12 protein-coding genes are annotated in these 12067 nt (G+C 38.9%); 7 read left to right on the top strand and 5 right to left on the bottom strand.

All coding sequences use genetic code 11. The features are described from left to right. Nucleotides 1-355: nucleoside-diphosphate kinase (locus tag E1176_RS13415; RefSeq protein WP_155211143.1), on the bottom strand; the 355-nt coding region annotated here is incomplete at its 3' end. Between the two features lie 183 nt (nt 356-538). Between E1176_RS13415 and E1176_RS13410 the strand changes: the two genes are divergently transcribed. From E1176_RS13410 to secDF, 7 genes are all read left to right on the top strand, one after another. Then, entirely contained in the window at nt 539-1567 is a 1029-nt protein-coding gene (locus E1176_RS13410; protein ID WP_155211142.1) for a DHH family phosphoesterase, read from the top strand. A gap of 34 nt (nt 1568-1601) precedes the next feature. Continuing rightward, a complete protein-coding gene (locus E1176_RS13405) occupies nt 1602-2546 on the top strand; it encodes an FKBP-type peptidyl-prolyl cis-trans isomerase (protein ID WP_155211141.1) in 945 nt (314 codons plus the stop codon). Then, nucleotides 2539-3033: an FKBP-type peptidyl-prolyl cis-trans isomerase gene (locus tag E1176_RS21375; protein ID WP_222933148.1), complete on the top strand. Its 495-nt coding sequence runs from the start codon at nt 2539-2541 to the stop codon at nt 3031-3033. The genes E1176_RS13405 and E1176_RS21375 overlap by 8 nt, the downstream gene beginning before the upstream one ends. Continuing rightward, nucleotides 3033-3611, top strand: a complete 579-nt coding sequence (locus tag E1176_RS13395) for a non-canonical purine NTP diphosphatase (RefSeq protein WP_155211140.1) — start codon at nt 3033-3035, stop codon at nt 3609-3611. The genes E1176_RS21375 and E1176_RS13395 overlap by 1 nt, the downstream gene beginning before the upstream one ends. Before the next feature lies 1 nt (nt 3612). Further along, on the top strand, nt 3613-4230 hold the full coding sequence (locus E1176_RS13390; RefSeq protein ID WP_155211139.1) for a uridine kinase family protein: 618 nt from the start codon (nt 3613-3615) through the stop codon (nt 4228-4230). A gap of 56 nt (nt 4231-4286) precedes the next feature. After that, the gene (locus E1176_RS13385; RefSeq protein ID WP_155211138.1) at nt 4287-4646 is read left to right on the top strand and encodes a hypothetical protein; all 360 of its coding nucleotides are present in this window, start codon (nt 4287-4289) and stop codon (nt 4644-4646) included. A 91-nt stretch (nt 4647-4737) separates the two neighbouring features. Further along, complete coding sequence (gene secDF, locus E1176_RS13380) at nt 4738-7740, top strand: protein translocase subunit SecDF (RefSeq protein WP_155211137.1); 3003 nt, start codon at nt 4738-4740, stop codon at nt 7738-7740. A 73-nt stretch (nt 7741-7813) separates the two neighbouring features. Here the strand turns inward: secDF and E1176_RS13375 are convergent, their stop codons facing one another. The 4 genes from E1176_RS13375 to E1176_RS13360 all read right to left on the bottom strand — a co-directional run bounded on the left by E1176_RS13375 (nt 7814) and on the right by E1176_RS13360 (nt 12064). Further along, nucleotides 7814-8650: a thioredoxin family protein gene (locus E1176_RS13375; protein ID WP_155211136.1), complete on the bottom strand. Its 837-nt coding sequence runs from the start codon at nt 8648-8650 to the stop codon at nt 7814-7816. Nucleotides 8651-8735: 85 nt separating this feature from the next. After that, nucleotides 8736-10190: a TrkH family potassium uptake protein gene (locus E1176_RS13370; protein ID WP_155211135.1), complete on the bottom strand. Its 1455-nt coding sequence runs from the start codon at nt 10188-10190 to the stop codon at nt 8736-8738. 31 nt (nt 10191-10221) lie between these two features. Next, a complete protein-coding gene (trkA, locus tag E1176_RS13365; protein WP_155211134.1) occupies nt 10222-11562 on the bottom strand; it encodes a Trk system potassium transporter TrkA in 1341 nt (446 codons plus the stop codon). A 43-nt stretch (nt 11563-11605) separates the two neighbouring features. Beyond that, nucleotides 11606-12064 carry a gliding motility lipoprotein GldH gene (locus E1176_RS13360; protein ID WP_155211144.1) on the bottom strand — a complete coding sequence of 153 codons (459 nt, stop codon included), beginning with the start codon at nt 12062-12064 and terminating at the stop codon, nt 11606-11608. Nucleotides 12065-12067: the final 3 nt, after the last annotated feature.

The raw sequence follows: 12067 nt of genomic DNA, 5'->3' as shown, positions 1-12067 counted from the left end.
AGCCGTGTATAGCGTTAGCTTCGATAGACTCGGCAAAAAGCGCTCTGATTGTTCCTTCTTCAGCCTCTTTTGGGTTTGTCGCGCCAATTAGTTTTCTAAAATCTTCTACAGCGTTGTCTTTTTCAAGAATCATAGGAATGATTGATCCTGAAGACATGTAAGTAGTAAGGTCGTTGTAAAATGGTCTTTCGGCATGTACAGCATAAAATTTACCTGCTGTTTCTTTAGACATTGCAGTTTTCTTCATCGCGATGATTTTAAAACCTGCTTCTTCGATCATTTTTATGATAGCTCCAGAGTTACCAGCGCTTACTGCGTCTGGCTTTATCATTGTAAAAGTTCTTGTTCCAGCCATAATATTTTTGGTGATTTTAAATTTTGCTGCAAAACTAGTGCATTATTTATTAATAGACACACTTCATGTCGTTCATCTTTTTATTGTAAACCCTGTATTTTGTATTTGAGTTATTTTATTGTCAATTTTGCCGTTTATCAAAAAAGTCACTTAGTGTTTTATTAAGTGGCAACTCAACTAATAATGCAAAATTTAGAAGCATTTAAATCTTTAATAAGTACACCCAAAAAAGTTGTGATCACGACCCACCACAAACCAGATGCAGATGCATTGGGTTCGTCACTGGGTTTAGCAGGGTTTCTTAAGAAAAAAGGCCACGAGGTATCTGTTATCGCACCTACCGATTATGCCAATTTTCTCACCTGGATGCACGGCAACGATGAGGTGATTATTTATAACGAGGGGAACGAGGAAAAATCAGCTGAGCTGGTTGAAGAGGCAGATATAATTTTTTGCCTTGATTTTTCCAGCCTTAAGCGTATCAACGAGCTGGGCGAGGAGGTAGGAAAGTCTAAGGCGGTGAAGGTACTTATCGACCACCACCTTGAGCCTGAAGATTTTGCCGATTATGTGCATTGGAGTACCGATGCGGCTGCTACTGCCGAGCTTGTGTATGACCTCATTTGTGAAATGGGAGAAAAATCTCTGATCGATAAAAATATCGCAGAAAGTCTCTATGCAGGCATAATGACAGACACAGGAAGCTTCAAACACCCTAACACCTCTAAAAATGTGTTTATGGTTTGCGCCCAGTTGGTAGAAATTGGCGCTGATACTTCTAAGGTTTCTAAACTGGTATATGATACCAACTCAATTGATAGGGTGAAGTTTTTGGGCTATGCACTCAACGAAAAGCTTAAGGTAATTAAAGAATACCACACCGCTTATTTCGCGATCAGTGCAGATGAGCTTAAGCAGTTCCACTCTAAAACGGGTGATACAGAAGGTTTGGTGAATTATGCCCTGTCTATAGAAGGGATAAAGTTTGCAGCGGTAATTATAGATAGAACGGAGGCAGTAAAAATGTCATTTAGATCTGTTGGTGATTTTTCTGTAAATGAATTTGCCAGAGCTCACTTTAGCGGTGGCGGCCATAAAAATGCAGCCGGGGGTATTTCTCACGAAACGTTGGATAAAACGGTAACAAAGTTTGAAGACCTACTCGAAAAATATAAAGCTGAGCTTACCAGCGCAGTGAAAGCATTTGTTTAAACCTAATTTTTGAAAATCCATAAATAATAATTTAATGATAAAACTAACGAAATCAATTACGTTGTTGGCTTTTGTTGTTGGCTTTGCGGCATGCAACTCTACTACTGAGAAGAAAACTTCTTCAGGGCTTTCTTACACAGTGTTAGAAAAAGGTGAAGGCGAGATACCTGATAGCAGTTACATATTGCTAAATATGAAATTTGCTGATGCGAATGATTCAGTTTGGATGAGCACTACAGAAAATGAAATGCCAACGCCTACGATGAAAGTAGATAGCCTTTGGAAAAATTCTAAGGGAATCAACGAAATTTTCAACATGTTAGATAAAGGCGATAGTGTTACTTTTGATGTATCAGCTGTTGATCTTTTTTCAAATACCTTTAGAAGACCTTTACCTCCAAATGTAGATTCTACTGAAGTATTTACATTCCATGTAGGTGTTGAAGAGGTGCTAGATGAAGAAGGATTCAGATCTTGGCAGCAGAAGATAATGGCTCAGCAACAAGCTAAAGCTGCGAAAGAAGCTGAGGCTCAATTAGAGAATGATATCGAAACTATCGATAATTATCTTGCTGAAAATAACATAGAAGCACAAAAAGCAGAATCAGGCTTACGTTATGTGATTACCGAAGAAGGTAATGGAGAGCAAGCTGAAGCTGGAGACAAAGTGACTGTTAACTACATCGGTAAGGTGTTGAATGGTGGTTACTTCGACTCAAGTATGAAAGACAAAGCACAGGAATTTGGTTTCTATAATGAGCAAAGAGAGCCATATGAGCCATTTTCTGTAACTCTAGGTCAGGGTTCTGTGATCAGAGGATGGGACGAAGGTTTAACTTACCTTTCTGAAGGAGCAAAAGCTACTTTGTACATCCCGTCAACTATGGCTTACGGACCAAGAGCAAGAGGTCCGGTAATCGGAGAGAACTCAATACTTGTATTCGATATCGAGCTTTTAGAAGTTGAAAAAGGTGAATAAACTATATTATATTGCCTTTTTGCTGGTAGCAGGCCTCTTATTTACGGCATGTGGCGATGATGACGAAGCATGTAGCGCTCAGCCAAATCTATCAGTTGACCAGGCACAGCTAGTCAAAGATGTTGAAGCTATTGACACTTATTTGCAAGAGAACAACATTACGGCTACTGAAATGGAAAATGGCCTGAGATACGTAATAAATGCTAGTGGCGAAGGAAGTAATCCTAATATCTGTAATTCAGTTACGGTAAATTATGTTGGTAAATTGATGTCAAATGGGAGTGTTTTTGATAAATCGTCAAATCCGGTAACATTTCCGTTGTCTGCATTAATTACAGGGTGGCAAATTGGTATTCCTCTCATAGCGAGTGGTGGTGAGGTTACACTTTATATACCATCAGTGTATGCTTACGGATCGAGAGGGTCTGGCTCAATACCACCTAACGCCAATCTTATTTTTGATATTGATTTATTAGAGGTGAAATAATGGAAATTTGCTTCGCCACAAATAATGACAATAAACTACAGGAAATCAGGGAATTACTCCCTGATTTCCATATTTTAAGTCTTAAAGACATCGGTCATTCAGGTGATTTACCTGAAGATCAAAATACCCTTGAAGGCAACTCTCATCAAAAAGCCGAGTATGTTTTCAAAAACTACAATGTCGACTGCTTTTCTGATGACACGGGCCTTGAGGTATTTGCACTTGATGGCGAACCAGGAGTTTATTCTGCTCGCTATGCTGGTGTTCATCATGATTCTGAGGCCAATATGCGTCTATTGTTAGACAAGATGGCCGATATAGGAGATCGATCAGCTCAGTTTAGAACTGTGATTACGCTCATTTTAGATGGTAAAGTAAAGCAGTTTGAAGGTGTAGTGAAGGGCACAATACTGAAAAGCAAAGCAGGAGAGAAAGGATTTGGCTACGATCCAATCTTTCAGCCCAAAGGGTTTGATAGTAGTTTTGCTGAAATGAGTAGCGAAGAAAAGAATAAAATCAGCCACAGAGGTGAGGCTGTAAAAAAACTAGTTCAATATTTAAATCATCTTTCGAAATAAAATGGCACCGTATCTCATAGGCATAACAGGCGGCAGCGGATCAGGTAAAACCTATTTTCTAAACAGCCTTCTTCACAAATTTGAGAAAGATGAAATTTGCTTGCTATCTCAAGACAATTATTACTTACCAAGAGATCAGCAGCCCAAAGATGAAAATGGTGTTCAGAATTTTGACACACCTAAGTCAATAAATGCTGAAGATCTGGCGCAAGATGTGGCTAAACTTAAATCGGGAGCTGGTTTTGAGAGGCAGGAGTATACTTTTAATAACCCTGATGTAGTTCCTAAGTTACTTAAGTTCGAACCCGCACCAATAGTCGTGATCGAAGGCCTTTTTGTGATGCATTATCCGGAAGTAAATAAATTGCTCGACTTGCGTTTGTTTATCGATGCCAAAGATCACATCAAGCTCAAAAGACGAATAATCAGAGATAAAGTAGAGAGAGGTTATGACCTTGATGATGTTTTATATCGCTTCGAGAAGCACGTGATGCCAAGTTATGACAAATACCTTGAGCCAATCAAGCATCGATCTGATCTAATTGTACCCAACAATGATCACCTTGACAATGCACTTGAAGTGCTTGTGGGCTTTCTTAAATCAAGACTTAATAGTTAATCACTTCTTGATTTGTAATCGAATATCACTACATTTGTAGCCCTACAATGAAAAGTGTGAATAATAGATCGACAGTAATTAAAGAATGGTTATCCATTGCTCTCGGAGTGATGGCTGCATTGGCCATACTTTGCTCTCAGTCATTTACTTACACACAATTATCAGAGGTAGATAAAAGCATTGAAACAGAAATTCCTACCAATGATTCTGATGATGAGAATCAAGAGTTAGCAACTATCAGTCAGGTTGCCGTTTCATCTTTTGTACAAGTTACCCTTTCTCAGGGATTACATTTCATTACAAACATTTATCATAATGTAATTGAAGTTGTAGCAGATCACGTAGATCAGAAAATAGACTTCAATTCTTATTTTAAAGCACTTTTTAGGCTCATAATTTCTCCCAACGCGCCATAAAAGTACACCCTTTCTTATCAACAATTTCTGGGTAACCTGCTGGTTGCCTGCTCTTAATTAGTACAAAACCAAATTTTATAAACTTAATAACATGCGAAATAAAGGTGCAGTAGTCTTATTGACTGTAGTAATTACATTACTATGCGTGTATTACCTCTCTTTTACATTTGTTTCTAGAGGGATACAAAAAGACGCGGTCACTTATGCCACGACAGAGAGTGGTGTAGTTGATCTTACAAAGAAACAAGCTTATCTGGATTCTATCTGGAATTTACCTGTATACAACCTTTTTGGTTTAGAGTATACTTACAAAGAAGTTACAGAAACTGAGCTTAACCTCGGTCTTGACCTTCAGGGTGGTATGTATGTGGTATTAGAGGTATCACCAGTAGAAATTATCAAAGGTTTGAGTGGTAACAGCGAAAATCCTGATTTAATAAAAGCTATACAGATGGCTCAGGAAAAAAGAAAAGACAGCCAGTCAAGATTTGGCGAGCTTTTCTACGAGTCTTATGCAAGCTTAACTGACAAGCCTTTGGCAGACATATTTGCTACAGCTTCTAACAGAGGGAGAATAAGCCGTGGTGATAGCGATGATCAAGTGATGGAGGTTATCAATAAAGAGATTGATGACGCAATTGATCGTTCTTTTATCATTTTAAGAACCAGAATTGATCAGTTTGGTACTTCACAACCAAACATTCAGAAGTTGCAGGGTACCGGTAGAATTCAAATCGAAATACCAGGTGCTGACAACCCTGAAAGGGTAAGAAAACTATTACAAGGTGTAGCGAAGTTAGAGTTTTGGGAAGTTGTAGAGATAAATGAGCTCAACAACAACCTGATTGCTATTAATGACATGCTTGTAAAAGAGCAGGCTGCTAACCGTCAGTTGGAAGGTGCTGCTGTAGAAGAAGCACTTGAAGAAGCTGATCAATCTGAAGAAAGCTTATCTGACTTACTTTCAGCAGATGACGAAACAGTAGAAACAGACACTACTGCTGTTGAGGAGGATACTACTCAAAACCAATTAGATTCATTAACTAACACTCAGGTTTCTCCTCTTTTTGCACTTACAAAAGCACAAGGCGGTCTGATTTATAGTGTAAGAGATACAGGTAAAATAGGAGAGATCCTTAGAAGATCTGACGTAAAATCTTTAATGCCAAGAAATGTTAAGGCTCTTTGGGATGTAAAGCCGACAGTAAACGAACAAACTGGTGATGAGTTATTACAATTAAATTTTGTGAAAGTTGGCCGTGGTGGCGAAGCTGCATTAACCGGAGAAGTAATTACAGACGCTCGTCAGGATTTAGATCAGTTGTCTCGACCTGCCGTAAGTATGCAAATGAATGCTTTAGGCACAAGAGTGTGGAGAAAAATGACTGCTGAGGCAGCAAGCAAAAGCCCAAGAGGTAGAATTGCTATCGTATTAGATGACAAAGTTTATTCAGCTCCTGGTGTAAACGGTGAAATACCTAGCGGTAACTCTCAGATTTCCGGAAACTTTACGATTGAAGAAGCTAAGGATTTAGCAAATATTCTTAAAGCGGGTTCACTTCCTGCTCCTACGAGAATTGTGGAAGATGAGTATGTAGGACCAACCTTGGGTAAACTTGCTCAGAAGCAGGGAATCGTATCAATTGTGTCTGGTCTTGCAATTGTTGTGCTTTTCATGGTTGCTTACTATGCTAAAGGTGGTCTCGTGGCCAACGTAGCATTAGTATTCAACATCTTCTTCATTACAGGTATTTTGGCTCAGTTCAACGCTGCGCTTACACTACCGGGTATTGCAGGTATAGTTCTTACCATTGGTATGTCCATTGACGCCAACGTACTTATATTCGAAAGAATTAGAGAAGAATTGCGAAACGGGGTCAAGCTTCGGGAGGCGATTAACATGGGTTACAAAAAAGCATTTAGCTCAATCGTTGATGCTAACGTAACTACTTTCCTTACTGCAGTTATACTTTACGTTTTAGGTCAGGGACCAGTTAAAGGATTTGCTATCACCTTAATGATTGGTATTGTTTGTTCATTCTTCTCTGCAGTTTATATAACGAGAGTTGTGGTTGAGTGGACTACCAAAAAAGGTGATGATAGTAAGGTATCATTCAAAACACCATTCTCATCTGGTCTATTGGCTAACCTAAATATTGACTTTATGGGTAAGAGAAGAATGGCTTACATCTTCTCTACTATTTTCATTGCCATTGGTCTTTCGTTAGTTGCTATTCAGGGCCTAAATCTTGGTGTTGACTTCAAAGGTGGTAGATCTTATGTGGTGAGCTTTGAGCAGCCAATTGAGGCTACTGATATGAAAGTTGCTTTGGGTGAAAGCTTTGAGAACAGAGGTACAGAGGTTAAAAACTTTGGTGGAAACAATACCATTAAAGTAACTACATCTTACCTGGTAGAAGACGAAACTGATGAGGCGGATGCTAAAGTACAGGCTGCTTTGATCAGTGGTGTAGAATCATTTACAGGTCAGTCTTATGTAGAGTCTATTGAGCAGGTAGATGCAGATCACTTTACCATCACAGGTAAGTCTAAAGTAAGTGCTACCATTGCAGATGATATTAAGAGTGCTTCATTGGAGGCAGGTATCTTCTCAATCATAGTGATATTCCTTTACATCTTTGTAAGGTTTAGAAAATGGCAATTCAGTACAGGAGCTATTATAGCTTTGGTACACGATACTTGCTTTGTATTCTCTGCTTTTGCAATTGCTGGTCTATTGGGTATTCAATACGAAGTTGACCAGGTATTTGTAGCTGCCCTACTTACGATTATAGGTTACTCTATTAACGATACCGTGGTTGTATTTGATAGAATAAGAGAGTACCTAAACTTAGGAACCAGCACTGATAGATTAAAAGTGTTTAACATAGCTATTAATGGCACCTTAAATAGAACGATGATCACATCAGTAACAACTTTAATCGTTGTATTGATTCTGTTCATATTCGGTGGAGAAGTACTCAGAGGATTCTCTTTTGCTCTGTTAGTAGGTATTTTAGTAGGTACTTATTCTTCTGTATTCATCGCATCGCCAGTAGTGGTTGATTTAGATAAGAAGAAGATAACAGAATAAATAATCATTTATTTAATAGAAAAGGCGTTTGGGATATCTCAAACGCCTTTTTTGATTTTAGAAGACTGTCGGCTTAGTTATCTCTATTTGCCAACAAATCTTTTATGGCGGCATCCTCTGGATTAAGTTGGTGATAGGTTTTAAAGTGCTTGAATGCAAGTTTTTCTTTTCCCATATCGCGGTATATGTAGCCTAAATATTTATGAGCATATTGATAATCCGGAAATACTTTCAAGTTAAATTTTAGGGCCGTAATGGCCTTATCATATTCCTGGTTTGACCACTTTGATAGCGCATAACTAAGCATCTCACTTTGAGATTCTAACCTTGGGGTCCGGTCTGTAGACTTTAATGTCTTGCTCAGGTATTTATGGTTTTGCTCAAGTTTATTGTCTAAATCCAACGTGAAGCTATAACGCGGAGAATAATCATTTTTACCAGATATAATTTGATATAAATCCTGCTCAAGTGTGTTCACGGGGCTTTCAATAATTCTACCGATAAGATTCTCACCACGATAGACTAGAAAAGAAGGAACCCGATAAATATTAAGGCCTTTCTCCTCTCCTGATGGACTTTGCTTGTAGCTTTCAATGGTATTATCGACAGCAATTAATTCATATTGACTGGTTTTGAACCCTGAATCTTTTAATACTTTGATAAATCGAGGAACTTCTCTTTGGCTATCTCCACACCAGGACCCAAAGAAGATTTTTATATTGATGTCACCCTTATTAGTTGGTAAATAACTTTCATCGATTTTGTACGCGTCATACTCCTTCTGATACCACATATAGTTGTTAGCATCTGCTAAGACCTTCTTTGATGTTGGGCCTAATAGCTTTTGATTTTCTTGAGAATAGGTCTGTGAGCTAATGATAATAGCTGCGATACATAGAATAAATTTCATAGCGTTGTTTTTGTTTACAAGCTATGGTTTATTTGAGCAGGTTAGTGTTAATGAAATCCTAAGAAGTGTTAAGGACTTGTTAAAATTAATATCGGCTCCAGTAATTACGGTTGAGGAGCATCAGTACCGTAAATAGCTCAAGTCTACCGAGTAGCATAAGTATGGCGAGAAGCCATTTACCAAAAGGCGTAATAGCACTAAAATTATCAACAGGGCCAACACTACCCAAGCCAGGTCCGATATTACCGAGTGACGTAGCTACAGCGCCCAGGGCCGTGTCAAAATCTACACCAGTAAATGATATTAAGAAAACGCCAACACCGTAAACGAGAACGTAAATCATTACAAATGCCAACACATTGTAGGTGATTTCTCCACTCACTGCCTTGCCATTGAGCCTTACAGGTATGACCGCAGAAGGATGTAGCTGTCTCTTCATCTCCAGGAAACTATTTTTAAAGAGAAGTGTATGCCTTACGATTTTAATGCCCCCGGCTGTTGAGCCAGCAGACCCACCGGTAAACATGAGCAGAAAGAATATTACAGTAAGGAATGGAGCCCATGCGGTATAGTCTGCAGTTACATAACCAGTGGTGGTAATAATAGATACTACCTGGAAAAGTGAATCTCTAAAGGATTTTTCAAAGCCTTCCCATTGTGCAGAGAATACAAAGAAGGCAATGCAAATCGATAAACCTACAGATAAAATGAGGTAGTTTCTAAACTCTTCATTCTGCCATACTTTATTAAACTTACCTTTTAAGCCGAAATAAGTCATCGTGAAGCTGGTGCCGGCCAAAAACATAAATATGATAATGACATATTGTATGTAGGCTGAATTGTAATGAGCTATACTGGTGTTTTTAGTTGAAAAACCACCGGTTGCCATAGTAGTGAGGGAATGATTGATAGCATCAAAGAAGGTCATGCCTCCAAACATGAGTAGAATACACTCGGCAAATGTAAGACCCAGGTAGATGAGCCATAGTCGTTTAGCCACTTCTTTAATTCGCGGTTTCATCTTGTCTGGGGAGATTCCCGGGGCTTCCGCTACAAACAACTGCATACCACCAATACCCAAAAGTGGAAGTATAGCGACTGCTAATACAATTATACCCATACCGCCAATCCACTGTGTGAGGCTACGCCAGAAAAGAATACCTTTTGGTAGACTTTCTATATCTGATAAGATAGATGCACCTGTTGTAGTAAAACCTGATATCGTTTCAAAAAAGGCGTCTGTGAAATTTGGGATAGCACCTGATAGGAGAAAGGGTAATGTTCCGAAGAATGACATGCTCAGCCAACCTAAGGTTACAATTAAGTAGCCATCTCTCTTTTTGAGCTCTTTATTTTTATCTTTTTGGGTAACCAGCCATATTACTCCACCCGAAGCAGCTGTAATAAAACCAGCCAGACCCATGTGCCAAAAGCTTTCTCGATAGTAGATGGAGAATGGCAGGCAAAGCCACATAAAAGCGCCATTCAGCATGATGAGCAGCCCCAGTATATTTGCTATGAGTCTGAAGTTAAACTTCATAGATGTGCTGTATTAGTAGCAGACATTCTCATTATTTAAAAAACTCTTCTACTTTATGAATACAAGTTGGGCGGCATAATACCACAGCCCTATCTTTTGGCCTGAATTGAAAATCGCCCATGGTAGTATACCCAACGCCATTTCTCACTACTCCCCCAATGATAGCGCCTTTCGGAAATTCAAGGTCCTTAATTTCACGCTCTGTGATTTTAGATCCTGCTTTTACAATAAATTCAAGAATTTCAGCATCAACACCGTGAATACTCGTGAGAGAAATCACTTCACCCTGACGGATGTATCTGAAAATAAAATTAGCGGCTATCAGCTTTTTGTTGATCATCGTATCAACACCAATATTTTGGGATAGGTGTATGTAATCGATGTTTTCTACCAATGAGATAGTCTTCTTTACATTGTGATTTTTGGCAACCAAACATGAAATGATATTGGTTTCTGAGTTACCGGTAACAGCAATAAATGCATCCATTTCATGTATGCCTTCTTCTTCGAGTAATTCTACATCCCGGCCATCACCACAAATTACCATGGCGTTTCTCAGCTGATCGGCTAGCTCAAAACACTTCTCTTTGTCACTTTCTATAAGCTTTACATTATACTTTCTACTCAGCCTCTTAGCAGCGTGGAAGCCCACCTTACTGCCACCAAGTATCATAATGTTTTTTATCTCTTGCTTCTTTTTTCTGCTAAGTTCAAGCACTCTGTCAACCCCATCGGGTTGAGCGATAAAATATGCGTGATCACCCTCAACAAATTTATTGTCTCCATGAGGAATGATGGTTTTATTCTCTCTTAAAATCGCTACGGTTACAAAGTTTTGATTAGGATTTAAATGAGCCGCTTCGATCAAAGTTTTTCCTTTAAGCTCATTTTGCTCATCAATGGTTACACCAACCAATGAAAGCTTACCTTCATCAAAATCGAATGTATCAGTGAGAGCTACCTCTTTGAGTAACCTTTTTATCTCTTTGGCAGCAAGTGATTCAGGGGAGATTATCTCATCGATACCAAGCTCTTTGAGATCGAGTTTGTCCTTATTCAGTAGATATTCTACATTCTGTATTCTGGCAATAGTTTTCTTTACCCCCAGGTGTTTACCTATTATCGTAGTGGTAAGGTTTGTTTCTTCTGAAGAAGTTACGGCTATGAGTAAGTCTGAATTTTTAATTCCGGCCTCTTCCAACACGTGATAAGAGGTGGAGTTTCCTTTTATTATTCCAACATCGATACTACTGGAGGCTTGATTAAGCCGATCGATATCACGGTCAATTAATACAATATCATGCTCTTCTAAAGCCAATAATTTGGCCAGATGAAATCCAACATCTCCTGCTCCTGCAATAATTATTTTCATGGCAATACTAACTGACTTGTAAATATAATGTTTATCGCATTCATCAATTATTGGTGCGAGCTTTCTCTACCCTTATGCCTGCCGAAACGATACCTTCAAGCGTATCCTGACGCATAAATTGTTTTAGCTGGATCTGATATATTCCGGCCTCTTCAAACTCATAATTTTCTAATAAGATAAACTGGTGAGAAAATATATCTCCCAGGCCTGAGCCATATGGCTTACCGGTTTTTTCGTTGAATAAATTCTTATTTACCAGCTCCTCATTTATCACCTGGCTGCTCGCGCTGTCTTGAAATACGTATTTGACGTAAAGGTTGTGGTAAGGGTAGGTATTTGTGTTTCGAATGTTAAGGTAGAGGTTGTAGGGCTGGTCGCTATCTTCGATGTTGAAGGTAAATGTTGCCGCGCTATCCGCTACCCAAACTCGCTCGTTAAAATCTACATTTTTTTCATAAAGACGGTTATCGTCACATGCCGAAAAGGCTACGGCTAGCACCAGTAG

The sequence above is a fragment of the Fulvivirga aurantia genome (assembly GCF_009711475.1).
Classification (GTDB): Bacteria; Bacteroidota; Bacteroidia; order Cytophagales; family Cyclobacteriaceae; genus Fulvivirga; species Fulvivirga aurantia.
Note: the sequence above shows the minus strand (reverse complement) of the source record. Positions and strands in the feature narration are given on the sequence as shown.

Coding starts and splice junctions, on each gene's coding strand:
- secDF (WP_155211137.1), top strand. CDS start 4,738: ATGCGAAATAAAGGTGCAGTAGTCTTATTGACTGTAGTAATTACATTA.
- E1176_RS13370 (WP_155211135.1), bottom strand. CDS start 10,190: ATGAAGTTTAACTTCAGACTCATAGCAAATATACTGGGGCTGCTCATC.
- E1176_RS13395 (WP_155211140.1), top strand. CDS start 3,033: ATGGAAATTTGCTTCGCCACAAATAATGACAATAAACTACAGGAAATC.
- E1176_RS13410 (WP_155211142.1), top strand. CDS start 539: ATGCAAAATTTAGAAGCATTTAAATCTTTAATAAGTACACCCAAAAAA.
- trkA (WP_155211134.1), bottom strand. CDS start 11,562: ATGAAAATAATTATTGCAGGAGCAGGAGATGTTGGATTTCATCTGGCC.
- E1176_RS13390 (WP_155211139.1), top strand. CDS start 3,613: ATGGCACCGTATCTCATAGGCATAACAGGCGGCAGCGGATCAGGTAAA.
- E1176_RS13375 (WP_155211136.1), bottom strand. CDS start 8,650: ATGAAATTTATTCTATGTATCGCAGCTATTATCATTAGCTCACAGACC.
- E1176_RS13405 (WP_155211141.1), top strand. CDS start 1,602: ATGATAAAACTAACGAAATCAATTACGTTGTTGGCTTTTGTTGTTGGC.